General features: G+C 41.7%; 21 protein-coding genes, 1 tRNA gene and 1 CRISPR repeat array. Of the genes, 8 read left to right on the forward strand and 14 right to left on the reverse strand.

Annotation, left to right across the window (positions count from 1 at the left end):
• Positions 1–8: 8 nt before the first annotated feature.
• The 5 genes from A3775_RS17140 to A3775_RS17160 all read right to left on the reverse strand — a co-directional run bounded on the left by A3775_RS17140 (position 9) and on the right by A3775_RS17160 (position 3,908).
• A complete protein-coding gene (locus A3775_RS17140; RefSeq protein ID WP_066383323.1) occupies positions 9–254 on the reverse strand; it encodes a phycobilisome linker polypeptide in 246 nt (81 codons plus the stop codon).
• A 36-nt stretch (positions 255–290) separates the two neighbouring features.
• Positions 291–1,151 carry a phycobilisome linker polypeptide gene (locus A3775_RS17145; protein ID WP_066383326.1) on the reverse strand — a complete coding sequence of 287 codons (861 nt, stop codon included), beginning with the start codon at positions 1,149–1,151 and terminating at the stop codon, positions 291–293.
• 134 nt (positions 1,152–1,285) lie between these two features.
• Positions 1,286–1,777 carry a phycocyanin subunit alpha gene (cpcA, locus tag A3775_RS17150; protein ID WP_066383327.1) on the reverse strand — a complete coding sequence of 164 codons (492 nt, stop codon included), beginning with the start codon at positions 1,775–1,777 and terminating at the stop codon, positions 1,286–1,288.
• Between the two features lie 86 nt (positions 1,778–1,863).
• A complete protein-coding gene (locus A3775_RS17155) occupies positions 1,864–2,385 on the reverse strand; it encodes a phycocyanin subunit beta (protein WP_066383333.1) in 522 nt (173 codons plus the stop codon).
• A gap of 587 nt (positions 2,386–2,972) precedes the next feature.
• Positions 2,973–3,908 carry an RluA family pseudouridine synthase gene (locus A3775_RS17160; RefSeq protein WP_066383335.1) on the reverse strand — a complete coding sequence of 312 codons (936 nt, stop codon included), beginning with the start codon at positions 3,906–3,908 and terminating at the stop codon, positions 2,973–2,975.
• A gap of 598 nt (positions 3,909–4,506) precedes the next feature.
• Between A3775_RS17160 and A3775_RS17165 the strand changes: the two genes are divergently transcribed.
• Complete coding sequence (locus tag A3775_RS17165; RefSeq protein ID WP_066425986.1) at positions 4,507–5,613, forward strand: response regulator; 1,107 nt, start codon at positions 4,507–4,509, stop codon at positions 5,611–5,613.
• A 184-nt stretch (positions 5,614–5,797) separates the two neighbouring features.
• Positions 5,798–6,202 carry a response regulator transcription factor gene (locus A3775_RS17170; protein WP_066383339.1) on the forward strand — a complete coding sequence of 135 codons (405 nt, stop codon included), beginning with the start codon at positions 5,798–5,800 and terminating at the stop codon, positions 6,200–6,202.
• 45 nt (positions 6,203–6,247) lie between these two features.
• Here the strand turns inward: A3775_RS17170 and A3775_RS17175 are convergent, their stop codons facing one another.
• The 5 genes from A3775_RS17175 to A3775_RS17195 form a co-directional block, all read right to left on the reverse strand.
• Complete coding sequence (locus A3775_RS17175) at positions 6,248–6,865, reverse strand: class I SAM-dependent methyltransferase (protein WP_066426059.1); 618 nt, start codon at positions 6,863–6,865, stop codon at positions 6,248–6,250.
• A gap of 77 nt (positions 6,866–6,942) precedes the next feature.
• Positions 6,943–7,722, reverse strand: coding sequence for a uroporphyrinogen-III C-methyltransferase (gene cobA, locus A3775_RS17180; protein ID WP_066383341.1), 780 nt, complete (start codon positions 7,720–7,722; stop codon positions 6,943–6,945).
• Positions 7,719–8,432, reverse strand: a complete 714-nt coding sequence (locus tag A3775_RS17185) for a sirohydrochlorin chelatase (protein ID WP_066383342.1) — start codon at positions 8,430–8,432, stop codon at positions 7,719–7,721. Before A3775_RS17185 ends, cobA begins: the two co-directional genes overlap by 4 nt.
• A gap of 138 nt (positions 8,433–8,570) precedes the next feature.
• Positions 8,571–9,944, reverse strand: coding sequence for a serine/threonine-protein kinase (locus A3775_RS17190; protein WP_339373730.1), 1,374 nt, complete (start codon positions 9,942–9,944; stop codon positions 8,571–8,573).
• A gap of 31 nt (positions 9,945–9,975) precedes the next feature.
• Positions 9,976–10,359, reverse strand: coding sequence for a DUF4359 domain-containing protein (locus A3775_RS17195; RefSeq protein WP_066383343.1), 384 nt, complete (start codon positions 10,357–10,359; stop codon positions 9,976–9,978).
• Between the two features lie 138 nt (positions 10,360–10,497).
• Between A3775_RS17195 and A3775_RS17200 the strand changes: the two genes are divergently transcribed.
• From A3775_RS17200 to A3775_RS17215, 4 genes are all read left to right on the forward strand, one after another.
• Positions 10,498–10,570 (forward strand) — tRNA-His (locus tag A3775_RS17200).
• Positions 10,571–11,151: 581 nt separating this feature from the next.
• Positions 11,152–12,138 (forward strand): TIGR03885 family FMN-dependent LLM class oxidoreductase, encoded by a 987-nt coding sequence (locus A3775_RS17205; RefSeq protein WP_066383345.1) that lies wholly within the window; start codon positions 11,152–11,154, stop codon positions 12,136–12,138.
• 44 nt (positions 12,139–12,182) lie between these two features.
• Positions 12,183–14,336, forward strand: a complete 2,154-nt coding sequence (locus A3775_RS17210; RefSeq protein ID WP_082803775.1) for a glycogen debranching N-terminal domain-containing protein — start codon at positions 12,183–12,185, stop codon at positions 14,334–14,336.
• Positions 14,337–14,432: 96 nt separating this feature from the next.
• Positions 14,433–17,171 (forward strand): cation-transporting P-type ATPase, encoded by a 2,739-nt coding sequence (locus tag A3775_RS17215; protein ID WP_066425988.1) that lies wholly within the window; start codon positions 14,433–14,435, stop codon positions 17,169–17,171.
• A 28-nt stretch (positions 17,172–17,199) separates the two neighbouring features.
• On the opposite strand, the gene A3775_RS17220 is transcribed toward A3775_RS17215, so the two are convergent.
• Entirely contained in the window at positions 17,200–18,954 is a 1,755-nt protein-coding gene (locus A3775_RS17220; RefSeq protein WP_066425990.1) for an ATP-binding protein, read from the reverse strand.
• Positions 18,951–19,982, reverse strand: a complete 1,032-nt coding sequence (phnD, locus tag A3775_RS17225; RefSeq protein WP_066425992.1) for a phosphate/phosphite/phosphonate ABC transporter substrate-binding protein — start codon at positions 19,980–19,982, stop codon at positions 18,951–18,953. The genes A3775_RS17220 and phnD overlap by 4 nt, the downstream gene beginning before the upstream one ends.
• 157 nt (positions 19,983–20,139) lie before the next feature.
• Between phnD and A3775_RS17230 the strand changes: the two genes are divergently transcribed.
• Both A3775_RS17230 and A3775_RS17235 read left to right on the forward strand, forming a co-directional pair.
• The gene (locus A3775_RS17230; RefSeq protein WP_066425993.1) at positions 20,140–21,651 is read left to right on the forward strand and encodes an FAD-dependent oxidoreductase; all 1,512 of its coding nucleotides are present in this window, start codon (positions 20,140–20,142) and stop codon (positions 21,649–21,651) included.
• Between the two features lie 244 nt (positions 21,652–21,895).
• Positions 21,896–23,545: direct repeats of the CRISPR family, unit length 37 nt; unit sequence GTTGCAACATTAACTAATCCCTATTAGGGATTGAAAC.
• A 302-nt stretch (positions 23,546–23,847) separates the two neighbouring features.
• Complete coding sequence (locus tag A3775_RS17235; RefSeq protein WP_066383361.1) at positions 23,848–25,065, forward strand: murein transglycosylase A; 1,218 nt, start codon at positions 23,848–23,850, stop codon at positions 25,063–25,065.
• Between the two features lie 69 nt (positions 25,066–25,134).
• On the opposite strand, the gene A3775_RS17240 is transcribed toward A3775_RS17235, so the two are convergent.
• Together A3775_RS17240 and A3775_RS17245 are read right to left on the reverse strand one after the other, a co-directional pair.
• Positions 25,135–25,575: a hypothetical protein gene (locus tag A3775_RS17240; RefSeq protein WP_066383362.1), complete on the reverse strand. Its 441-nt coding sequence runs from the start codon at positions 25,573–25,575 to the stop codon at positions 25,135–25,137.
• A 344-nt stretch (positions 25,576–25,919) separates the two neighbouring features.
• Positions 25,920–26,774 carry a DUF72 domain-containing protein gene (locus tag A3775_RS17245; protein WP_066383364.1) on the reverse strand — a complete coding sequence of 285 codons (855 nt, stop codon included), beginning with the start codon at positions 26,772–26,774 and terminating at the stop codon, positions 25,920–25,922.
• Between the last annotated feature and the right edge of the window lie 93 nt (positions 26,775–26,867).

A 26,867-nucleotide genomic window follows, 5' to 3' on the forward strand; every position in this document is an offset into this window, starting at 1 on the left:
CCAGGGTGCTACTCTGCTTCTGCGGCTGTCAATGGCTCAATCTTGACGATTTTGCCACCCAAGCGGGTAATCCGTTGGTATTCTTCGTTCATCCGGCTGTAGGGTACGGTAAGGAATACACTACCACTACGACGAATGTTGTATTTATTTTTGTCGGTTTCTGCGCTCTGACGCAAGCCTACGACTTCGTAACGAAATACTCGACTAGCAGATGAAGAAACGCTACCAGTCCCAAGAGTGGTTTGACCGAACATTCTCTATCTCCTGTTGGTTTTGTTTTTTACTGCGCCTTACGCTGAGGTGACGCTGACGATTTTGCCACCTTGCTTGTGAATTTGCTGTATCTTGTCAGATAACCGCTCGTAAGGTACTATAAATACCGTGCTACTCCGGCGCACACTTGGGTAGCCAGGGTTACGAATTCCGGTGACTTCAATGCGGTAAACGCGATCCCCTTCGCCTACTGCATTCCCTAAGTTCTTCTTAGGAGCAACATCTGCTGAAGCCCGGAAACCCCAATTATCATTAGTTCCAGATGGGCCAATAATTGTAGAGGCACCGTTACTTGCCAACTCTCGCGCTAACCGAGACTTACTACCTTCTACTTGGGCGCGATCGCTGTTAGCATAACCACGATACAAGCGGAACATCCGGTTGAATCCAGAGATTTTCTGACCAGTCTGAGTTTCAAACCCACGATAGTAAGGTACGATGTTATCGCCAAAATTATTCTGATACTCCCAAGAATCAATATAGGAGTCAATTTCAGCGTCGTAACCTTTACTTTGATACAGGTCTAGATGGTAAATAACTTCTGACTCATCGTAGGGAGCGCGACCCAACAAATGTTTATAGTTGAGTTCAATTAGCCGAGTTTGGAAGTTGTTGTAGAAAAATTTCTGTTTGTAGAGTTCTGATTTGGCAACGCTACGTACAAATTCCCGCACTGTCAGATTCCCATCTCTCAACAGAGATTCTGCACTTACCAGGCGTTCTGATGCCAGTATGTAGTCATTGCCCAAAACGTGCCGATATACAGCACGAATCACTAATTCTACTTCTTCTCTGCTAGCTTTGGGGCGCAGTTCTATTTTTGGTGCGTCGCTAAAAGGCTCGGTTCCCAGCCTTGATGCTGCTGCTGTAATCGCCATTTGAATTTCCCCTTTTGTTGCTGGCTGAATAAAGCTTTTATTTTTGCCTACATAAAACGATGCCCGGAACGAGATTCAACTGCTAGGTGACTACTACATCCAGCACTTGTACCCCTTTCCGGGCATGAGGCTATCTAGCTGAGAGCGTTGATAGCGTAGTCAATGTAGGTGTTAGCTTCGTTAGCAGCTTGACCGCCCAAGCCATGATTAGCTTTGATGTATTTCAAAGCTTCAACATACCAGCTAGGAGACAAGTCGAAGGTGCTGTTGATTTCAGCCAAACCAGCAATTAGGTATTCATCCAAGGGGCCAGTACCACCAGCTACCAAGCTGTAGGTGATGATCCGCAGGTAGTGACCAACGTCACGAGCGCACTTGGATTTACCACGGCTGTCAGCAGCGAACTGAGGGCCAGGGGTTTGGGTGGTGTAAGGGAATTTTTGGTAAACAGCTTGGGTTGCACCGTCGATTAAGCGTTGAGCATTAGAGGTTAAACCACGAGCAGCTTCTAAGCTAGCGGCAGCACGCTCATAACGACCACGAGCAGATTGTAATTCGGTGTTGCCTAAGAAACGGCCTTGGGTATCAGCAGCTGCAATAGCTTCGGTGATAGGGGTTTTAACCATGATGTACTATTCTCCTTGGTATTTTCGTAATTTTTGGCCTTGTTACCTAACCATGTAGGTTTGGATGCTGGGCTGTTTTATTGCTATTAAGCAACAGCAGCAGCTGCACGATCAAAGTAGCTAGCTACTTCAGACATTAATGCACTGCAATCACCTTTGGTGATACCGTTGGGATCGTTAGCGATCGCAACAGCAGCATCTTTCATTTTTTGAACGCCAACAGCTACGGAAGAACCAGGAGTACCTAATGCTATGTAGGTTTCGCGCAAGCCGTTCAAGCAACGGTCATCTAAAACGCTAGCATCGCCAGCTAAAATAGCGTAGGTGACGTAACGCAAGATGATTTCCATGTCGCGCAGACAAGCAGCCATGCGACGGTTTGTATAAGCGTTACCACCAGGAGCGATTAATTGGGGTTGCTCTTCAAACAATGCACGAGCAGCGTTGGTAACGATGGAAGAAGCGTTGCTGGTGATGCGGTTAACAACATCTAAACGCTTGTTGCCTTCTTTCACAACGTTTGCCAAAGCATCTAGTTGCTCGTTGCTCAGGAACTCGCCTCTGGAGTCAGCTTGAGAAACCACCTTGGTAAATACGTCTAATGTCATGGACTTTAATCTCCTAATTTTTTGTTTGAGAGATGTCTAAATTAAACTGGCTATGTTTTATCGGTAACGGTTAACCACAGACTAGGGATCAAACTTCTTCTCTTGGTCATCTCAATTTTCTTGGCTCCTGAGTGAACGAGAAAAATGAGAAAGTGGGTTGACTTTATGAGAAGCTGGCAAACTTTATGAATTGATTGCCTTGTTTAACTTTCGTCTGTTAACTAACCCCTCCAGCTTATGTTTATACAATGCTATAGATGCTTATTTTGTTACAAATTATGAATAAATAAGTTACACCAATAAGAACCACCTCAAATCCTTTACATACAAGGGATTTACCTGAGAAATTTGGTTGTTTTTCGTAACGTTACTTCATGATTTTGCGTTTCATAAAGATAAATTATAGTTTTAATATTTTTTTTATATTTACGGAAAGCTATAACAGGCAGTCTTTTACAGAATTATGATGCAACTTGAGCGATCGCCTTTTTTATAAACAAATATGTACTTGATTTTTCTTCACATTGCCAAATTGGCAGATTGTTGCGGGAAAACTGGGGAAAAAAGGCGCGAAAGTTTAAGTTTTGCTAAGAAATTGCGACTCTACGGCGCAACACCTCTAGCAAAGTAGTGAAGCTTTGAGGTGGGGAAGCTGTGACTTCAATCAACTCTTGGGAAACAGGATGCTGTAACCGCAATCGCCAAGCGTGTAATGCTTGACCAGTCAAATTCACACCGACTGAACGCCCAGAACTATAAACGGGGTCGCCAACAATCGGATGACCGATTTTCGCGCTATGCACACGAATTTGATGGGTACGTCCGGTTTCCAGTTGAAAATGGATGAGTGTGTAATTTCCTAATCGTTCTTGGATACGCCAATGGGTAACAGCTGTTCTTCCACCTTGTTCTACAGGGACGATAGCCATTTTTTTGCGGTCTTGGGGATGACGACCGATAGGTAAATCTATCGTTCCACTGTCAGTTTTGGGCGCACCGTAAACCACGCCGAGATATTCCCGACGGGCGGTTTTGGCTTGGAGTTGGGCTTGTAGATGTTGGTAGGCGATGTCTGTTTTAGCGATCGCGATCGCGCCAGTTGTATCTTTATCCAGACGATGCACAATCCCTGGACGCTGCACACCGCCAATACCTGGGAGATGCGGACAATGTGCCAACAAAGCATTTACCAGTGTGCCATCAGCATGACCCGGTGCGGGATGAACTACTAAACCTGCGGGCTTATTGAGAATGAGTAATTGCTCATCCTCATAGAGTATGTCTAAAGGTATATTTTCTGCCTTGAGTTCCAGGGGTTGAACTGCGGGAATTGCTAGGGTGATGCGATCTCCGGCTTTGAGATTGATTTTTTTAGAGGTACAGACTTGGCCATTCAGTTGAACTTGACCCTGTTCAATTAACTGCTGAATCCGAGAACGGGATAAGTCTGGTAACTCTTGAGCCAAGTAACGGTCTAGGCGTGTACTATTTTCTTCAACTTGTAAACAGAATTCGTTAACCATTGAGCGTGAGTAAATAACGACTATAAATTTTAAATTTTGCCGAAATCATCAGTTTTATCAGATTTAAACTGCTTTAAATCCTGGAATTTATCACCAAAAATTTTTCAGCCTGAATATTGATCATCACAAATATCTAATCAACACTCTCGCCTAAATTAAATTTAAAATACTTAATTGTTAAGAGTAATAATTCATACATATATTGTACATCTCAAGCGATGAAAACCTGATATTCAGGTAAATTTGAGTTGAGTAATCATAAAATGTTTGTAAAATTTGCTACTGATGGGTTTGAGCCAATATATCTAATTCAACTAATTGCTGTACTGTGAGATTAGATAGATTAATGAAATATACAAAAAATTAAGCTGATTTATGGAAAAATTTCTCCTGGTTATCAGTGGCATTGTCTCCTGTTTAGCGTGATGATGATATGTATTTAACTGTAAATTCTCAGCTATTTATTTTGATTACTTAGGGTCAAGTCACCAGCAAAAATTAATGTACTGAATCAAATTTGATTGTGCAATTTAGCCATAAAAATATACCACATTTTTGTCAGCCGTTGATATATAAAATTGAACACTGAGTTTCACCCATGAAAACACTGCCTATTAGTCGATACAGATTTTTCCAGAAAATACAACCAGTAACACTGTTAAAGAAAATCACTGGCAAGACTGTAACTGGATGTTTGCAAGTGTTTAGTACATCGGGTGCTTGGTCAATGTATGTAGAGGAAGGTAGGCTAATTTATGCTTGCTATTCAGAAAGAATGTTTGAGCCGCTTTATCGACATTTGCAGAGTTTTAGTCAAGAAATTAATACCATACCCAGAGAAATTAACGACCAACTACGGGCAATATTTGAGACGGGAATGGAAAATCAATCTATTCCCAACCCAGATTATCTAGCTATTTGTTGGTTAGTTAATCAAAAATATCTTAGTGCTTCACAAGCAGCCATCTTGATAGAACAGTTAGCTTTAGAAGTTTTACAGACATTTCTAGTTTTAGAAGAAGGCAGCTATGAGTTTATTCCCGAAAGCTTTTTAGATGATTTGCCTAAGTTTTGTTATTTGAATTTGCGATTATTGGTGGAACAGTGTCAACAACGTGGAAATGTTGACTATGGTTTTAAAACAGAAACAGGTGTTCCAGAAACATCACCATACAAAGAACACACCCAGTCAATAGTTAATAGTAGACCAATCTATTATACCCAGAGTAAACCAAGAACCGAACCAAGATTACCAAAGATAGATACTAAACGCTACCCACCTCGATCTAGCACTGGGAATTATAGCTATCAGCAAATGTCAGCCACATCTGCTGATCGAAAAGTTTATAAAATCTTTTGTATTGATGACAACCCAACAGTATTAAATACTATCAGAAGTTTTTTAGATGAGCAAATATTTTCTGTAATTGGAGTCACAGATTCCTGCAAAGCTTTAATGGAAATTTTGCGAACCAAACCAGACATCATTTTATTAGATGTTGATCTGCCTGATTTAGACGGCTATGAATTATGTTCTCTGTTGCGTAAACATACATATTTTAAAAATACACCCATAATTATGGTAACAGCAAAAGCTGGGCTAATTGATAGAGCTAGGGCTAAGATAGTCAGAGCATCAGGTCATTTAATTAAACCTTTTACTCAAGGAGATTTACTTAAATTAATTTTTCAACATATTGTGTAATCACATTTCAGAATTAACAATTATGGAACTTACGCAATTGTCAAATGAAATATGTCTTTTAGGGTGCGTCAGACTGATTACATGCTATCAATAAATGGTTGTTTGCTATCTGACGTATCCTACTGATACGCTAGGTGAGTCAGCCCTGAATTAAACATTAACAATTTACCCTGGAGATTCAGAATTGAGTATTACTTGGGTGGGGACAATTCTGATTATTAAAAATGGTCTGAGCGAATTAGACTTAATCAGCAGTTATCTAGAAAATCAGGGATATGAAATTATTAAGGCTAACACTGCACAAGAGGCTCTAGAGATAGCTTTAGAGGTGAAACCAGATACAATTATTACTGATGTGGTTATGCCAGGAAGAAGTGGTTTTGAGGTGTGTCGCTTCCTAAAAAATCACCTGCTTAATCACAATATCTCAATTGTGGTTTGCAGTGAAAAACGTCAAGAAATGCACCGGATATGGGCTAGAAAGCAAGGCGCGGACGCTTACTTTACTACACCCTTAAATCTGGATGATTTACTCAGTGTTATTCAATCTTTGACACTCCCACAGTTCAAAGTCAAGATGAAATTGTAGACTGAGTTAGCCAAGAGTAAAGCATTGCATAATCATGGTAGGTGACTAGGTTGCTTTTGTCGCCACACCTTTATATAAATAACCTACAATCTTCGGCAAGCTGTCAGCGTACATTTCTTCTATGATGACATGATCAAACTGTTGCTCAACTAATTGTCTAATATTGCGATTTAAATGACAGCCATCACCTATGACTTTTTGTATGGGTGTTAAGCGATTTTGCCAAGCTTGAATTTGAGAGTCTTTGCTTAATCCATGTTCAATAAAAAAGAATTTGCCTCCTGGTTTTAGTACCCGATAAATTTCTTTCAAGGCGGCTGCTACCTGGGCAATACTACATAATGTGAAGGTACTCACCACACTATCAAATGTATTATCTTTCATTGGGAGACTTTCACCATTTAAAACTCGATAGTCTACGGTAATAGATGAAGCTTGAATCCGTTTTTCAGCTAATTTAGCTACTCCCGGATTAATATCAACTGTGATGAGTTTTTGAAGTTCTTTAGGGTAGTAGGAAAGGTTAACACCTGTACCAAAACCAATTTCTAAAACTTCTCCTTTGACTTGTGCTAAAATTTCTTGACGGTATTTTGCTAGATTGGGGTTAGATAACGACCAATCTAAAAGATAAGGAAGGATTTTTTGTGAATAAAATCCCATTTTGTCCTCCGATAAACTTTTCAGCACCTGATTGCTCAAAATCAGAGGTTGACTTTTGCCAAGTTTTGTGATAATGGTCAAACAGGACGACAGCCAGATAAAAGACTGTGCATATTTACGACTGAACCAATAACTGCGATCGCTGGGGCTTCAAATCCAGTTTTCTCCACTAATTCCACAATAGTTCCCAACTCACCAATTAACTCTTCCTGTTCGGGACGAGTACCCCAACGCACTAAAGCAATGGGTGTTTCTAAACTCAACCCAGCTTGCGTTAACTCTTCCACAATGTAAGACAGATTGTGAATCCCCATGTAAATCACAATCGTTTCTGAACCGTGGGCGATCGCTTGCCAATCCACCTTCGGCTTATACTTACCTGCCGCCTCATGTCCAGTGACAAAAGTCACAGACGAACTATAAAGCCTATGAGTTAAAGGGATACCTGCATAGGCTGGGGCAGCAATCCCCGAAGTAATACCTGGCACAACTTCCACAGGGACACCTGCGGCGACCAAATCAGCCATTTCTTCGCCACCGCGACCAAAAATAAAGGGATCGCCACCCTTAAGTCTAACTACAATGGCATGATCTTGGGCTTTTTCTATGAGTAATTGGGTAGTTTCGTCTTGTAAAAGCGAATGTCTACCGCGACGCTTACCAGCATTGATTTGTTCAGCTTGAGGATTAATCATCGCTAAAATTGCCGGACTTACCAAAGCATCATAGATAACCACATCAGCACATTCCAAAACACTCTTACCTTTAAGAGTCATTAAACCTGGATCACCTGGCCCCGCACCGACCAAATAAACTTTACCTAAACATTTTGCTGCTGCATTGTCTGTGCGGTTCATCTGTGAATTAAATCCCCAATTAAATTAGCTAACTCCTCACTGGCACCTAGAGGTGGAGCCAAAGAAAAACTCACCCCAGGAAATTGTAATTTTAACTCGTCAACGGCATGGGCGATCGCATCAGTTATGCCACCAGAGAATAGAAAGTATGGAAAAATTGCAATTTTCTGGTTGCCAAAACTAATTAACTCCTGTACTCGTGATTCTAGAGTAGGAGAAACAGACCAATAAGCAGTTACCAATCCCAAATTCGCCGCCATAGATGCTACTGAATGTTGCGAACCAGGGCGACGGCTACCATGAGACAACAAAATACCTGCTTCTGCCTGAATGCTAGCTATTTGCTCTTGGAAAAATATCTGTAAACCGGGGTGACTTCCCAAAAATGGTTGTAACTCAATTGTCATACCCTCACCAACAGCCTGACTTGCCAGTGCTACCTCAGAAGGAATATCAGCCATCACATGGACACCTGCTAGCAGAAAGATCGGCATAATTTTCAGGCGATCGCATCCCAACAACACAGCACCTTCAGCGAACCGTTGAATTTGCTCATGTAAAGGAATCGAACTCACTTCTAAACATGCAGTACCTACCAGTTTCTCTGGTACTTGTAACTTCTTAGCCACCATAACAGCTAATTGCTGCATAGCAATTTCTGGACGAGGATCACGACTTCCATGAGATACAAGTAAGTAGGCTGATGACATATCAATTCAAAATTCAAAATTCAAAATTCAAAAACAAGAAATTCTCGTTGACGCTCTACTATCTTACAGATGATTGAGAAACTCTCCGCGTACCTTTGCGCTTACCTTTGCGTACCTCTGCGTTTAAAATTCCACCTCTTAACAACTCCCCAACCTTGCAATCACAGCATTGATATGTCGCCACCACTGAGTACCACCAGCCCACACCCGCGAAGGCAAATGTCCTTGAGGAGATGAGCGATAAAAAGAAAACTGCCAATTGGGAGGAGTATGAGAATTATATAATTTCCAACCAACAGCAGCACAAAACCTGACATAATCACAGTCAACACTTTCGTAGATTTGCTTCTGCACAGTAAAACCGAAACGCCCTTGACTGTACTTCAGCCACAACTGATCAATTATCCGTAAATCCTCACAAGGTAACTGAGCAATATCACTCATAAATAGATAACTACCAACAGGTTTAGAGACAGCCTGACACATCACCGCCCAGGTTTCTTGATCTGCTAATTGCCATTTTTTAGCGGCGAGGAAATCGCGCAGTTGATGGTAGTCAACTCCTGCCTGAGAATATAGGGTATTAACTGGTTGTTGTTGAAGCGTTGGGGGACAGGAATTGAGGGCTTGTAAAACTTCCGTCGCCGATTTGTAGCGTTGAGAAATAGGATTTTGCAGGAGTTTGTCGAGGATATCGCCAAGTTGTGGGCTGATAGTATTCCCTGGTAATAGATAATCACGCCAAACCCAGCGATCGCTAGTCACATCGAACAAATCAAACGGGGAAATCTCAGTTAACAAATGAATACAGGTAACACCTAAACTGTACAAGTCACTCGCTGGTAGTGCTTTTCCCCGTGTTTGTTCAGGAGCCATATATTCTGGACTACCGATAGTAGTACCTGTGTGTAGTAAAGCGGTAGCGGTGATTTGTTTAGCAACGCCAAAGTCAATTAAAACTAAATCGCCTGTGGAGGAACTGCGGATGATATTGGCTGGCTTGATGTCTCGGTGAATGATTTGCTTGTCATGGATAAATTGCAACACTGGTAGTAACTGTTTCAGCAGTTGCTCAATGTTTTGGGCGTTAAAGACTCCATTTTGTTGCAATTCCTCCTGGAGTGTCTGACCTGAAATCCATTCTTCCACTAAATACAGTCGATGTTCCTGTTCAAAAAATCCCAGCAGTTTTGGTATTTGGGGATGTTGCAACTCATTTAAACGTACTGCTTCCTGACGAAACAATCTCACGGCTTGATGGTAGCTTCTACCATATTGGACGGGAAAGCTAAATTGTTTGATCACACACCTGGGTTTAGAGGGTAGATGCTCATCTACTGCTAAGAATGTTATCCCAAAGCCACCATGACCAATCAGACGCAGTAAGTGATAACGCTGATTGAGCAATAATTTTTCACTGCATTTGAGACAAACCTGAGCATGATCCGGGTTTTGGGCATATAAACAGCTAGTATTGGCACAGAGTTTCATCACCAGAGGTTTTTCTAGCACTTATCCTTAATGATTCCCAATTCTCCATGCCCTATTGTTGTTCTGCGGTGTAAGTATAAAAGTTATTAAATACGCCTACGGTTTCAAATCTGTAAGACGGTATCCAGTTACTCACTTTTAATTCTGTCCGGTAGACACTAAAAAAAATTAAATCTTGTCTTTCAGTAGTCGCTGAGAGGATTTGGCGAATTTGGGGGTTAGCAGAGTCTATGAGTTTGTCACAGTTGGTATTGATTAACCGTTCTATCAGCTTCGATGTTTGATTACACACATCTTTTTTTAGATATGATGTCAATCGCTGCACAGCATACTCTTCATATTCAGGTTGCTGAGGATTTGTGTTTGCCATCCCTACCCCCAACACAGCTGTTAATCCCATTGCGCCTGCATATACCAAAATATTCCAGAATTTCATATTTCCTAGCTTAATTTCCCTAGATATTCATTAGAGTCTCCAGACACGGAATTAATCAAGTCCGTTCCTCTAAAAAAAAATTTTGGCTCATTTCTAGATCAATTCCAAAAAATAGTGCTATAATCAGGAATGTGAATGGCGAGCGTAGCCAAGTGGTTAAGGCAGTGGATTGTGGTTCCACCACTCGTGGGTTCGAGTCCCATCGTTCGCCCTGTAGCAAAGTTAGCAGTAAATTCTTTTTTTCAGAACTACTACTGGATAACCCAACTAATTACCGAAAAATTGGTTTATTCCATTAGTGTAATGTGGTCAGCAACGAAAATTTATCTCTAATTAGGGATGCAGATACACTGAAATCAGGGAAAAATCATCTTAATACATTCCTCTAGACAGAAAGGTTGCGGTTGATTGAATTTTCCCACCTAAGAGAAGTTGCTGTACACGTTTGGTCTTTTGTATATCACTTATTATATCGACTATTGAGATAGCCTGACGGATTTGTAGGAGATTTTCTACTGGATTTATCTTGCTGATTTGGTGATTGATGCCGCCGATCGCTTTGTAGAAAATCCCTGTAGATTATCAAAAATATTACGTACTTCGGTCATTCATAACGTAGAAAAGTTGAGCTAAGGAGTATTGCATGAGTCAATCAATTGGATGTACTTGTTGGGCGAGCCTCCCAAAGGGAGGAGCTTCGCTAACGCAGAAGGTGTAACACGCCCCAGAAGATTCTCAAGATTTTACTCTCTTGAACTACGACTCAGATCGCAATCCCAGAGGAGGAGAGTTATGGCAAAGTTTGGTTATCATGCTTCCCATGAACAATTTAAGCCGAGTCAGCTATTGCAATTTGCACAAACTGCCTACCATGCAGGTTTTGAGCGTGTATCTTGCTCAGATCACTTTCATCCGTGGAGTGTGCGCCAAGGAGAAAGCGGTTTTGCTTGGTCTTGGCTAGGTGCAGCTATGCAAGCAGTACCCCTTAACTTTGGGGTAGTTTGCGCCCCTGGACAACGTTATCATCCCGCTATTATTGCTCAAGCAGCAGCTACTTTGGGGGAGATGTTTCCCCATCGGTTTTGGTTAGCCTTGGGAAGTGGTCAAGCCTTGAATGAAAATATCACAGGCGATCGCTGGCCTGGAAAAGTTGAACGTAATGTCCGCCTCAAGGAATGCGCTGAGATCATTCGCACCCTTTGGACAGGGGAAACTTTAACTTATCATGGTTTAGTAAAAGTACAAGAAGCAAAACTTTACACACGTCCAGAAGTTCCACCTCTAATTATTGGGGCAGCGATTACACCAGAAACCGCCGAGTGGCTAGGGGGATGGGCAGACGGACTAATTACCATTTCTCATCCTTACGAGAAATTAAAACAAGTAGTAGATGCTTTCCGTAGAGGCGGCGGCAAAAATAAGCCGATGTACCTGAAAGTACAACTTTCCTACGCTGAAGATGAAGAAACGGCTTTAAGAGGTGCTTACGAACAATGGCGCACAAACATTTTTAGCAGCCCAGTATTAACAGAACTCCATAATCCTCAGCAATTTGATGCGGTGGCAAAATTTGTCAAGCCAGAGGATATGTATGAATATGTGCGGATTTCATCTGTATCCCAAAGACATATCGAATGGTTGCAACAAGACGTAGAACTAGGTTTTGAGGAAATTTACCTGCACAATGTCAACAAAGAACAGCAACGATTTATTGAAGTTTTTGGGGAACAAATTCTGCCCGCATTGGTGAGTGAAAGACAAATATCTTTGCAAGCTTAGTTTTATCCAAATGTGATGGTAAGCAAGGATTCATGGAGTAACAGATGAGAATAAATGTAGGGCCTCCCAATTTAACCATCAATCATGGTAGAACCTTTATGGTGTCTGATTTATGGGGCAATATTCACCCTGAAACTTCACAAGGAATTTTTTCAGATGATACTCGGTTTTTGAGTTACTATGCCTGTTATATCAACGGTAAAACCTGGATACGTCTGACCTCTACAACCACCTCTTATTATGCAGCTCGTATTTATCTGATCAATCCAGTATTTACAACCGATGATGGGTTATACGCTCAAGGAACTCTATCACTAATTATTAGTCGGGTTGCTAGCGAAGGTATCAGGGAAGAGTTGCAAATCACCAATTATGGACAGAAGAAGGTGCATTTCAATTTAGAAATAGCCCTACGTTCAGACTTTGCTGATATTTTTGAAGTTGAGTCACAAAATATTGTACGTCGCGGTCGCATCGAAACGCGATGGGATAAAGAACAAAGTGAACTGGTAACAACCTATAGCAATGATGATTTTTTCCGTTGTCTTAGTTATCGTTTAGCCAACTGTCCAGTACAGCCGCATTATGGCAATGGGCGGATGATTTTTGAGATTACCTTAGAACCTGGGGCAACTTGGAATACTTGTTGTGTTTACACCTTGGCAGATAACGAATATGTTCGTCGCCCAGTAGACTTGTCTTATCAGCAAGCCATTGAAACAGGGTTAGACAAAGTTCAACAACAATGGCAAGACAATGTTACTAATATTAGCTCTGCTGATGAAGATATTAATCGACTTTACCGCCAATCTATAGAAGATTTGGGGGCTTTGCGTTTGTATGACTACAAATTTAGTGGCGATACTTGGATACCTGCGGCTGGTGTCCCCAAGTTTGTGACTTTATTTGGTCGTGATAGTTTGATTATTAGTCTGCAAAATATGATTGTGCATCCTGGTTTTGTCAGGGGTACATTGCAGAAACTGGCAGAATTTCAGGCGCAGGTTCATAATGATTGGCGAGATGCTCAACCGGGAAAGATTCTGCACGAAATACGCATGGGTGAACTGGCGTATTTTAATAAAATACCACACTCTCCCTATTATGGTGCTGCCGATACTGCCTCTTTATTCTTGATTGCATTACATGAGGCTTGGAGATGGTTAGGTGATGAGTCGCTGTTGCGAGACTATCGGGATGTAGCTCGACGTTGCTTAGAGTGGATTGAGCGGTATGGCGACTTTGATGGGGATGGGTTGCAAGAATATCAAATGCGTTCCTCAGATGGACTAGAAAATCAAAGTTGGAAAGATTCCGGTGATGCGATCGCTTATCCTGATGGTAGTCAAGTAGATGCTCCCAAAGCCTTGTGTGAACTGCAAGGCTATGCTTTTGATGCCTATATGCGAATGGCAGAAGTGTTTACTGTGTTGGGAGAAAGTAACTACGCTAGTGAATTACGTCATCAAGCAGCCAAACTACAAGCAAAATTTGAGGCACAGTTTTGGTGTGAAGATTTAGGCTTTTATGCCTTAACCCTCGATCCTGATCAACAACCCGTGCGTACTGTGGCTTCCAATCCTGGTCATTGCCTGTGGAGTGGTATAATTAGTCCTGAACGCGCAAAGCGTGTAGTGCAACGCTTAATGCAACCAGATATGTGGAGTGGTTGGGGTATTCGCACAATATCCAGTCAAAATCCTGCATACAATCCCTTTTCTTACCACTTAGGTTCAGTTTGGCCTCACGATAACGGTATGATTGCCATGGGATTTAAACGTTATGGTTTTGCTCAAGAAGCAGCACAGGTGGCTGAAGGTATTTTTGATGCTGCTAGGTATTTTGCTAGTTACCGTTTACCAGAACTCTACGCTGGTATTGAGCGACAACCAGGAACATTTCCAGTTCCCTATCTAGAAGCTAATGTACCCCAAGCATGGGCAGCTGCATCGGTTTTTCATCTCCTACAAGCGATGCTCGGTTTACAAGCAGATGCACCCAATGGCCTGCTTTACGTTGATCCATACTTACCAGAATGGTTGCCTCACATCACCCTGCGTCAGTTGGAAATTAATCATGCGCTAGTAGATATACAGTTTTGGCGTGAGGGTGAAACAACGCGTTGGGATGCTGTTGTGATTCAGGGTAATATTCAAGTGAAACAGCAAGCTTGGCAACCTTGGCGTATTCCACAATAAGCGTAATGGCTGGAGTGGGGAGTAGGGGGGAACCAATTCCTGAATTGGTGGTGTCGAATTTCATATATTGCCTATGGGAAATATGAGGCTAATCAAATGACAGCAACAGATAAAATTGCTATGCAGTCACAGCAATGGCATAATTTGCCTACATCTAGGGTGGCTCAAGAGTTAGACACAAATCTTGATACCGGTTTGACTGCTGAGGAAGTGACAAACCGTCGCTCACGTTTTGGTGCTAATGAACTGAAGGCGAAACCTGGAAAAAGTCCATTAGTGAGGTTTTTGTTGCAGTTTAACCAGCCGTTGCTGTACATTTTGCTAATTGCAGGTGCAATTAAGGCTTTTATTGGACAGTGGGTAAATGCTTGGGTAATTTGGGGTGTCACCCTGATTAATGCCATTATTGGATTTATTCAAGAATCAAAAGCAGAAAGTGCGATCGCCGCTTTAGCTTCTTCAGTCCAAACCAATGCAACTATCATCCGCAACCATCAAAAGGTACAAGTTTCCTCAACTGAGTTAGTACCAGGGGATATTGTCTTACTCGCTTCTGGTGATAAAGTCCCCGCAGATTTGCGTCTGGTACAATCTCGCAATCTGCAAGTCAATGAATCAGCACTCACCGGGGAATCAGTGGCGGTGGAAAAAAACACCCCACCCCTGAGTTTAGATGCACCCTTAGCAGAACGTACCAATATGGCTTATGCTGGTAGTTTTGTGACTTTCGGTACTGGTAAAGGTATTGTAGTGGCGATTGGTGAAGCCACAGAAACCGGGCGGATTTCTCAACTGATGGAGCAAGGCACGAGCCTGAAAACTCCCCTGACTCGGAAATTTGATAAATTTAGCCGTACTTTACTATACATCATTCTCGGTATAGCCACGCTGACGTTTGCTGTCGGGTTGGGATATGGCAATTCCTGGGCAGATATGTTTGAAGCGGCGGTTGCCTTTGCTGTGAGTGCGATTCCTGAAGGTTTACCTGCTGTAGTGACGGTGACATTAGCAATAGGTGTTTCCCGGATGGCACGCCGTCATGCGATCGTGCGAAAGTTGCCAGCCGTGGAAACTCTGGGCGGTGCGACAGTCATCTGTTCTGATAAAACCGGGACACTCACCGAGAACCAAATGACTGTACAAGAAATTTATGCAGGTGGGAAAAAATATCAGGTAACTGGTACGGGATATGCTCCCGAAGGCAAAATTTTATTAGATGAACAAGCCATAAATTGGGATGATTCTCCGGTGTTGGCAGAATGTCTCAAAGCAGGGTTGTTATGTAATGACTCTCATTTAGAACAAAAGGAAGGGCAATGGCAGGTTGTCGGTGATCCCACAGAGGGAGCATTAATAGTTGTGGCTAATAAAGTGGAACTGTATCGCCGTCATGTAGAACAAGAAATGCCCAGACTAGATGTGATTCCCTTTGAGTCTGAGTTTCAATACATGGCAACTTTGCATGAAGATGGGAGTGGGAACAATGCTTCAGGTGGGAGAACTATCTATGTTAAGGGTTCGGTAGAAGCGATTGTCAAACGTTGTCGGCAAATGTTAGACGCTGGGGGGAATCTAACTGCTATAGTTCCAGAAACCATACATCAAGAAGTTGATGCTATGGCTCATCAGGGTTTACGGGTGCTAGCTTTTGCGAAAAAATCTGTTTCACCTGCTCAAGATGCAGTTGATCATGCAGATATTGAAGAAGATTTAGTTTTCTTGGGATTGCAAGGTATGATTGATCCTCCCAGGAAGGAAGCGATCGCCGCCGTAGCTGCCTGTCAAAATGCTGGCATCCAAGTGAAAATGATTACAGGTGATCATGCGGTAACTGCACGAGCGATCGCCGAACGTATGGGCTTTAATCAACATGGTGAAGTTCTGGCTTTCACTGGTAGCCAACTCGCCCAAATGGATAAATCCCAACTGGCTACAGCAATAGAAGATGGTTCAGTGTTTGCCCGTGTGGCACCAGAACAAAAACTTCGCATTGTGGAAGCCCTGCAATCTCAAGGCGAAATTGTGGCGATGACTGGGGATGGTGTCAACGATGCACCAGCTTTAAAACAAGCAGAAATTGGGATTGCAATGGGGGGCGCGGGTACGGAGGTGGCAAAAGAAGCCGCAGACATGATTTTGACTGATGATAACTTCGCCTCTATCGAAGCGGCGGTAGAAGAAGGGCGGACTGTATATCGTAATTTATTGAAAGCGATCGCCTTTATCTTACCTGTTAATGGCGGTGAATCGATGACAATTTTAATCAGTGTGCTACTAGCTAGAGTATTACCGATTTTGTCTTTACAAGTGCTGTGGCTCAATATGGTGAATTCCATCGCCATGACAGTACCCTTAGCCTTTGAGCCTAAGTCAGAGCGAGTCATGCAACAACCGCCACGCAGTCCCCGCGAACCCTTACTTTCCCGCAGTTTAATCAAGCGTATTTTTACAATTTCTATCTTTAACTGGATTTTGATTTTTGGTGTATTTGAATGGATACGACAAACCACAGGCAATGTTGCTTTAGCCCGCACAATGGCAATTCAGGCGTTAGTAGCGGGGAGATTATTTTATCTATTAAGTATTAGTCAATTAGGAATGGCAATAATTAATCGACTGCGGGGAATCAGACAAACATTCAATGATGCCTCAGTCATGGGAATTGGCATTGGTTGTGCAGTAATTTTACAGATTATATTCAGTCAATGGAACTTGATGAATATCTTATTTTATACTGCTCCTCTAAATTTATCTCAATGGTTAATTTGTTTGCTCGTAGGCTTACCAATGATTCCACTAGCGATTTTACTGAATCGTGTTGATCCTTTGGACTGATGAATTGCTAAAATTTCCTTTGGGGTTACTAGGCGATCGCTTGCTGTGTTCCCAGCGTCTTTTTGACTACTACTGATTTTGCTTGCTGACGTAACGGAATTTCAATCCAAAACTCACATCCTTCACCCAGTGCTGACTCACACCGCAACACCCCAGAGTGCTTTTCTACAATAATTTGGTAACTAATTGACAAGCCTAACCCCGTACCTTTACCTACAGGTTTGGTGGTGAAAAAGGGGTCAAATATCTTTTGTCGCACTTGTTCGGACATTCCTGGGCCATTGTCGCTAATTCTCACTACTACTCGGTCATGATTCATCAGTTCGGTACGAATTTTAATCTGACTAGGATTCGCCTTAATCTCTGACTGGGAACGTTGGGAATTATAACTATTGAGCGCATCAATGGCATTATTAATAATATTCAAAAATACCTGATTTAACTGCCCGGCATGACATTCTACCAAAGGTAACTGTCCGTACTCCTTAATAATCTCAATTTTGGCTTGGTCTGGTTTCGCTTTGAAGCAATTTTGTAAAATCAACAATGTACTATCAATACCTTCGTGAATATCCACCTCTTTCATCTCAGCTTCATCCAGACGGGAGAAATTGCGTAAAGACAAGACAATTTGCTGAATGCGCTGAGAACCCATTTTCATCGAATCGAGAATTTTCGGTAAATCTTCTTGGATAAATTCCAAATCCATATCCTCAGCTTTGAACTGAATGCTTTCCCCTGCCATGGGAAACTCTTCTTGATAGAGATTGACTAACTCTAAGAGATTTTGAGTATATTCACTAGCATGAATTACATTGCCATAAATAAAATTTACCGGGTTATTAATTTCATGTGCTATTCCAGCTACCAACTGACCGATACTAGACATTTTTTCGGTTTGAATTAGTTGGGCTTGTGTACTTTGTAATTCTTCTAAAGCTTTTTGTAATTCTAACTCAGCTTGTTTGCGTTCAGCAATTTCTAACTCTAAACGTTGGTTGATGTCAGTTAATTCTGTATTTTTTAGCAATGTTTCACGCGATTTAGCCAACTTAACCGCCATTTGGTTAAATGCTTCAGCCAATTCAGTAATTTCATCATTTGTGCGAATTTGCAACCGATAATTGAAGTTACCTTTGGCAATCTCATCTGTTCCTAATTGTAAACTGTACAAAGCCTTAATTGTTGGCTGCCAAATCAGCACCAATGTAGCAGCAAAGACAATCAAAATCACCGCCACAACCACAAAGGCAATAATTCGCTGTACTTGTTGCAGGTTTTCCAAATCTTGTTCTAATAATAATCTTTGCTGTTCCGCACGTTCAATTAAAGGGTTAAGAAATAACTCAATATCTCGATTAAAGGAATTGATGGCGCGAAAATATTGTTGCGAATCTGCCAGTTGATTGTTTTGAGGATTTTGTTGAATTAATTGATTTGCCATGAGGTGTAGAGACTGATGGCGGCGACGAATTACAGCAATTTCTGGCGCATTGGGCATGAAGCTTTCTAATTGATTCAGAGACTCTATAAACTGATGGCGAGCATTTTTAATGTCTTGCTCTTGATTCTGCAACAAAACAGCATTTTTGAGCAGCAAAATTTCTGACTTTAAGGCATTGTCTGCTTGTACAGCAGCTTTCAGGGTTTTTGTACTTTCATAACTTTTATCTAGGATAGTGCGCTTAATTTGCTGAACCACTATCATATTGCCCATAAGGATAGCTATTACCAGTCCAACAGATACAGCAGCACTTGTGAGTAACTTGGTATAAATTTTCATGATTGCGCGGGAGATATTAATTTTAATTCTTGGCGGAGTTTTTGAATAGGAGTATAGTCGGCAGGAACAACAAGAGTATATCCAGATGATTCCCTGTCTCCCAGATTCTCTAGAGTATCTAGACTACTCACAAATGCTTGCTTGAGTTGATGTATTAACTCAGGGGGTAGTTTGTTGGATGCGACTATGGGAAAATTGGTGATGGGGGTAGATTCCCAAATAATTTTGAAGTTTTGCGGTGTGAGTTTACCAGTTTTTTGCTGCTGACGGTAGAAGGAAATATGAGTGGCGGCAGCATCAACAATACCAGCTTCTAGTGCTGCCAGACTCTGACTATAATTCTCAGTGTAAATGACTTGGGCAAAATCACGCTCAGGATTAATTCCCTGTTTTGTCAGTTGAGCTAATGGTACAAGATAGCCAAAAGTAGATGGTTTCTTCACAAAAGCAACGCGCTTACCTTTGAGGTCTTGTAAACTGTTGATGGTGCTGTTGGCTTTGACAACTATACCAGACCGAGACCAAGGTTGTGCTGTATGTTTGTCTATTGCAGTTACTAAAGGTTGAATTTGGGCTTGCTTTTCTAGTGCTTCCAGATAGGTGAAAGGCTCTAAATAAGCCATATCTATCCGGTTTTGCATCAACCAATCAATAATTTCTGGTTCATCCTGGGCAATTTTGATCTCAACTTTTCGTCTTAGGTATTTTTCCAAGTAATCTTTTAAGGGTTTGATTATTAGTTCGGGTGCGGTTTGACTGGGGATAGGTTGTAATCCTATGGTCAATTGGGGTAGATTTTCTAGGGGACTAGCTGAGACAGTATAACTTTTATAAATTGTTCCCTGCCTTTCCCTTGCCCTTCTGGATACTCTATTGCCGTTGATTGGCGATGGATTGGGGTTGGGATTGACGATTGGCTGATGAGTAGTACAGCCCATCAGCAGGTGCGATGCGATCGCCACTAAAATGAAAATCTGGCTTTGGAATAAACTGCGTTTGCCAATCAGCCAAGATACGGCTGTTTTCATAGGGTAAGCTGCAAATATCTACCTAAAATTAGTCAGATATATTTTTCCCCAAATGAGTGTCAAGTTAACAGCCTTCAATTTAGCCTGGATGAGCGAGGGAACATTGAACCCAACATCAGATAAATTAGTTGATGGGGTGTAACCATTGGATGGTAAAATGATACAGGAAGCACAATCAAAGAAAGTAGTAGTTGTAGGTGCAGGTTGGGCTGGTTTAGGTGCAACCTACCATTTAGCAAAACAAGGTTATGATGTAACGCTTCTAGAAGCAGGCCCCTATCCCGGTGGACTGGTAGCGGGTTGGCAAACAACCGGCGGTAAATCTGTAGAAGCAGGTATTCACGGCTTTTGGTATCCCTACAGAAACATTTTTTCCCTCATCAACGAATTAGAAATTAATCCCTTCACTACCTGGACTCGTTCCGCCCAATATTCCCCGGCGGGTTTGGAAGTAGAATCACCAATTTTTCAAGACTTACCCAGACTACCCACACCATTGGGTACTTTCATCTATACCCAATTTCAACGGTTGCCATTAATCGACCGTCTCAGTGCATTACCATTACTTTACTCTGTAGTTGACTTTGATAATTCTGATGCAGCTTGGCGGCGTTATGATTTTGTCACCGCACGGGAATTATTTAAAGATTTTGGTGTGTCGGCGCGACTGTATAAAGAAGCATTTGAACCGATGTTATTAGTAGGTTTATTTGCTCCTGGTGAACAATGTTCAGCCGCCGCAACTTTAGGAATGTTGTACTTTTTTATTTTAGCTCATCAAGCGGATTTTGATGTAGTTTGGTGTCGGGGAACTGTGGGCGAAAAAATCTTTCGTCCCTGGGTGGAAAAAATCGAAAAAGCTGGCGCGAAAGTATTACCTAAACATCGGGTTACAGATTTAATTATTGATAGTAATAATCAAGCTACTGGTGTAGTTTGTGGTGATGAAGTATTTGAAGCGGATGCTGTGATTTTTGCGGTGGGTGTGACTGGGATGAAAAAAATTGTCGCCAGTAGTCCCAGTTTACAAAGTCGCCCAGAGTTTCGCAATTTGCAAAACTTAGGGGCGATTGATGTCTTAGCGACTCGGCTATGGTTTGACCGCAAAGTTGAGATTAAACGTCCTTCTAATGCTTGTTTTGGTTTTGATGATACTACAGGCTGGACTTTCTTTGATTTAAATGCTTTACATGATGAATATAAACAAGAAGAAGGAACTGTAATTGAGGCTGATTTTTATCACGCTAATCAGTTTTTAACTTGGAGTGATGAGGAAATTGTGGGGACGGTGCAGCGATATTTAACTACTTGTGTGCCTGGGTTTAGAGAAGCAAAGGTAATTGATAGTAGTATAATTCGCTTACCCCAGGCTGTGACTCACTTTGCACCGGGTAGTTATCGTTATATGTTACCTGCTCAGACCAGTTTTGCTAATGTATTCATGAGTGGAGATTGGATAGTTAACAGACATGGTTCTTGGTCACAGGAGAAAGCTTATGTTACAGGTTTAGAAGCGGCAAATTTAGTCATTTCTAATTTGGCAAGCGGTACACCTGCTGAGATTTTACCCGTTGAGCCAGACGAAGCCCATATACAAGTGGCTAGAAAAGTTAATCAAACAGTGCGAGAATTAGGTAAATCTATTCTGCCTGATTTTTGGTTGCCGTAGGGGCGGAAAGTATTCAATTGCGCGGATGGGTAGGTGTAAAAATTTGGTGTTAAAGCAAAATGGCTGTATTCCTTGTGTCACAAGCTTTTGCAGAAAAATTTATTTAAAACCATCCGCGCACCTTATACAGCAAGGGTTTCAGCGATTTGTATAAATCAACTGACATTTTCCTCGTGTTATGATAGACCCATCCGCGAATCTGAACCTTGAAAACCTCATATACATTAGCTTTCCGGTTGCCGCAGTTGCAACATTAACTAATCCCTATTAGGGATTGAAACAGAAATTATGAACTTGGAGAATTTTAATTTTGCTGTTGCAACATTAACTAATCCCTATTAGGGATTGAAACAAGTATTTGAATTTACGATAGAAGCGCAAGACGTTGCAACATTAACTAATCCCTATTAGGGATTGAAACTTAAAATTAGTTCTTGACTTCTGAGATTTGATTTGTTGCAACATTAACTAATCCCTATTAGGGATTGAAACAAGAAATCGCTACAAACTTATCTGGCACGGATTGGCAGTTGCAACATTAACTAATCCCTATTAGGGATTGAAACTGACACCTTTGCTACCGAAACGGTGACATCACTAGGGTTGCAACATTAACTAATCCCTATTAGGGATTGAAACATAGCGCAGCTTGCAACGCCGCAAAAAGGCGATCTATAGTTGCAACATTAACTAATCCCTATTAGGGATTGAAACTAAAAATACTCTCAATGATGCTATAATAAAAAAAGTGTTGCAACATTAACTAATCCCTATTAGGGATTGAAACTTGTGAACGCTAACGGGATCGTGATAAACATTCCGTTGCAACATTAACTAATCCCTATTAGGGATTGAAACATCTACACCCGACCAACGCCAGTGGGCGATCGCACTCGGTTGCAACATTAACTAATCCCTATTAGGGATTGAAACGCTGCTTCTACAGCGATACGATGTGATGACGACGGTTGCAACATTAACTAATCCCTATTAGGGATTGAAACGGGTGGTCGTAGAAGGGGCAATGCAGATTCAATATCTGGAAGGTTGCAACATTAACTAATCCCTATTAGGGATTGAAACAGTAAACTTCCAGAAGATGCTCAAGAAAGAATACAGTTGCAACATTAACTAATCCCTATTAGGGATTGAAACTATGTCCTCGCAAAATTGCTGTAAAGCTTTTTTGCCGTTGCAACATTAACTAATCCCTATTAGGGATTGAAACCATGGCGATCGCGCTCAGGAAATCGTTGACCAATGGTTGCAACATTAACTAATCCCTATTAGGGATTGAAACGCCAGAAAGAAGCGGCAAGAGATAAGATAACTAGGTTGCAACATTAACTAATCCCTATTAGGGATTGAAACAAAAATGCTATTGCCTCATAAGCTAAATAAACAGTTGCAACATTAACTAATCCCTATTAGGGATTGAAACCTGTCGGTGCTATTGGTCTTTTTCAATGATCTTGTTGCAACATTAACTAATCCCTATTAGGGATTGAAACAACAATGGCTGAATACCAGCTTAAGTATGACTACATAGTTGCAACATTAACTAATCCCTATTAGGGATTGAAACATCTCAATGAAACAGGGTAGGCGTTTAACCTACCGTTGCAACATTAACTAATCCCTATTAGGGATTGAAACTCACTGAACAGATGGACGCAATGACAACACGCGCACAGGCGTTGCAACATTAACTAATCCCTATTAGGGATTGAAACTCGAATTCACGTCTAATAATGCGTTTGACTTCCGATGGTTTGTCGTTGCAACATTAACTAATCCCTATTAGGGATTGAAACATCTGCCCTCAAAAAGCATGGGTATAAGTTTGGAAGTGGGAAGTTGCAACATTAACTAATCCCTATTAGGGATTGAAACAGGCGATATATTCGGGGCGGGCAGGATGCCCAACACCACTTGCTACAAGTCGGCACAGCCGCCCAACGCAGTGGCTCCCCCACAAGATTGATAATTGATTTTCGGGAAAGCCCTAAGCGCAGCACAACCCAACTCAGATATTGGTGTTGGGTTTCCTCCGTCAACCCAACCTACAATTTTTTGGCATCACTTTAGCTGTGTGAGTCTACTACAGTGATGAAAGACGGAAACTAAAGCTAGAAGGAAAAGTCTTAGTGTGTGTTAAAAAACATCTCGAAGATGTGAAGCTGAGATGAGTGACAAATGAAAAAAACACTGGCTTTATTTTCCTTGGGTTTGGGAATTACCCTATTTCAGCCGTTACCGATAGCTGTTAGTCAGGTGTCGCCAACGGCACCCACGACACCAACCGCAGCACCAGCACCTTTAAAACTGATTGATATTGGCACTTGTACACCCCGAAGTGCTTGTTTAGGTTGGGATGAACAGTTATTTTTCGGACATGGTGGTTTAGGACGCGATCGCCAATCTCTATTAAAATCAATTGACAATAGCCTCAGTTATTTAAACTCAGACAGGGCTATCAACGCTTATAACAATTACCCTATCAAAGAAATTACCCGCGATAGAGTACGCCGCAGTTTACAACGTTTCCGCCAATTGGTAGCTACGGCTAAGACTCCTGCACAACTGCAAGCAAATGTCAAGCGGGAATTTGCTTTTTATAAGTCTGTGGGTGATGATGGTAAGGGTAGGGTGAAGTTTACGGCTTACTATGCACCAATTTATCAAGCTAGTCGCACACCGACGGCAGAATATAAGTATCCCATTTATCGCGTACCGTCAGACTTTGACCAATGGACGAAACCCCACCCCAAACGGGAGGAATTAGAAGGGGTAGACGGCTTGTTGGGGAATAAAAGCCGATTAAAGGGTTTAGAGATGTTTTGGTTACGCGATCGCTTTCAAGCATACATGATTCATATCCAAGGTTCAGCCAAGCTACGGCTAACTGATGGCACTGAAACGAGTGTAGGTTTTGCGCGTGGAACTGATTACCCCTGGACAAGTATTGGTAGATTGCTGTTTCAAGATGGTAAACTCTCGAAAGAACAGCTAAATATGCCGGGAATTATTAGCTATTTCCAGAAAAATCCCCAATCGATGGATAACTATTTACCACGCTGGGAACGCTTCATATTTTTTAAGGAAACTAACGGCGAACCCGCTACAGGTAGTACAGGCGTGCCGCTAGTTCCAGAACGTTCCATAGCGACAGATAAAGCTTTATTGCCTCCTGGTGCTTTAGCTGTAATAAATGGCACGTTTCCTTATCCTAACCGCCGTGGGCAATTAGTCAACCGGAGAGTTAGCCGCTTTGTGCTAGATCAAGATACAGGTAGTGCCATCAAAGGGCCTGGCAGGGTAGATTATTTCTTAGGTTATGGAGATGTAGCAGGCGATCGCGCTGGTATTACAGTCAGCACGGGTTCTATATATTACCTGCTGCTGAAGGAATGAGGGATTAGGCATTGATGCACAGGGCATGGGATTTTCCCCCTCTGCCTTCTGCACCCTGCCCCCTGCTTCCTACATCACCCTCTGGCGTAGATATTGCTCATCAACTCCTTGTTGAACCCATGTGAGACAGTCATATTTAGATGTAAATAATTTGGGCGCAGCAATGTTATTTAACAACTCTGGGAGATAATGGTCGTAGAAATGTTTACCGTGACTTTCAAAGAGAATAATTAAATTTTGGCGGTAAACATAGCGAGATTGAAAGCTGTCGCCTTGACTGATAAAATCTGCATTTTGGTCGATATGTTCTTTGGCAATCTCTATAATATTGCTGATGCTATTACCGTAAATTTCCGCCGGATTATCTGCTTGATGAAATTGACTTTTCCTACCTATTTCTGACAGGAGTTTATACGAATAAATTTCGTATTGGTCTGCTTTGCCAAAAACAAATGGGATGATGAGATATCCTTTGTATGAAACCGCACTTTCATAAAGAAGACGACTCATCTAAACCTCCTTGGGTATAACAGCTTAAACAACTATCGCTTCAACAAAATGACTTTTCTGGTTTGTTGAACCGTGTTGGATGAATTTTTGCAAGAGGGGCATCACCCCTTTTTTTAAAACAAATACGAGTGAATAAGTTTTTATCAACAAAGTATTATGATAACTATTATCGCGTGTTTTGATATTAGTATTGAACCAATATCAGACAAAAGTTAAAAATTCATGAGTTTAGTTTGTATAATTTCTCAGCCATTAGACAGAAATTACTATATAGTCATTAGTTATTAGTGATTAGTTATTAGTGGTTCTCCCCTGCTGCCTCTGCTGCCTCCGATTTCCCAGTTTTACCAGAGGCTTAGTTGATTAGGTGGAGAGTCTAGTTGATTCCAGGGGAGGGGCGGAACTGCTACACCATGCTGTTCTAATAGCTGTTGAAAATAACGGGCGGTGTGAGGCGATCGCTCTTCTAAGGGACAATGAATAAAGAAATAAATTTTGACTCCAGAATGCAACCATTGTTGAATCTGTTTAACCCACTCTTCCATAAACGGCTGATTGACTGACAACTGAGGATGACAAATCAACCGAATTAGACTAAAAGGTGCTGTAACGCTGAATTGTAAGGGTACTTTAGGCTTGCGTCGTTCTGATTTAAACTGGGGGTCATCTTTGCCAGTATAGATGGGACGCGAATCTAGTAACACCCTGCCCACGCCTAAATTTTCTAAAAGCTGTGTCAATTTACTGGTGTGAGGTTCCTTAAACCAGTCAGGATGTCTGACTTCTAATGCTAATGGTGATGCTTGACGCGGCCAAGCTTCTAAAAACTTAGCCAAATCATCAATTAATACTGGGCTATAACTGGGCGGTAACTGGGCAAATATGGGGCCGAGATGTGTACCTAAAGGCTGCATCCCTGCTAAAAATTCTAAAGCAGCAGGTATGTAAGGTGTGAGTAAGCCTTTATGGGTAATTTCCCGTGGTAATTTTAAACAAAATTCAAAGCCTGGAGGTGTTTCAGCCGCCCATCGGCTGATAGTCTCTTGGTTAGGAACTGCATAAAAGGTAGTATTACCTTCTACAGCAGAAAAACGACGGCTGTAGAGATAGAGAAAATCTGTAGCACGAGTATCTGGGGGATACAGTTCCCCCACCCAACCTTTATATGCCCAAACAGCACAACCAATTAAGAAGTTCACAAGCCATGACACAAATAACTTCTAGAACGACTCATCCTGATATCAATCTCTGAGTGTTCTTACTTAATTGTATAGGTAGCTTCCAGAAATATC

Source organism: Anabaena sp. 4-3 (assembly GCF_001597745.1).
Classification (GTDB): domain Bacteria; phylum Cyanobacteriota; class Cyanobacteriia; order Cyanobacteriales; family Nostocaceae; genus Trichormus.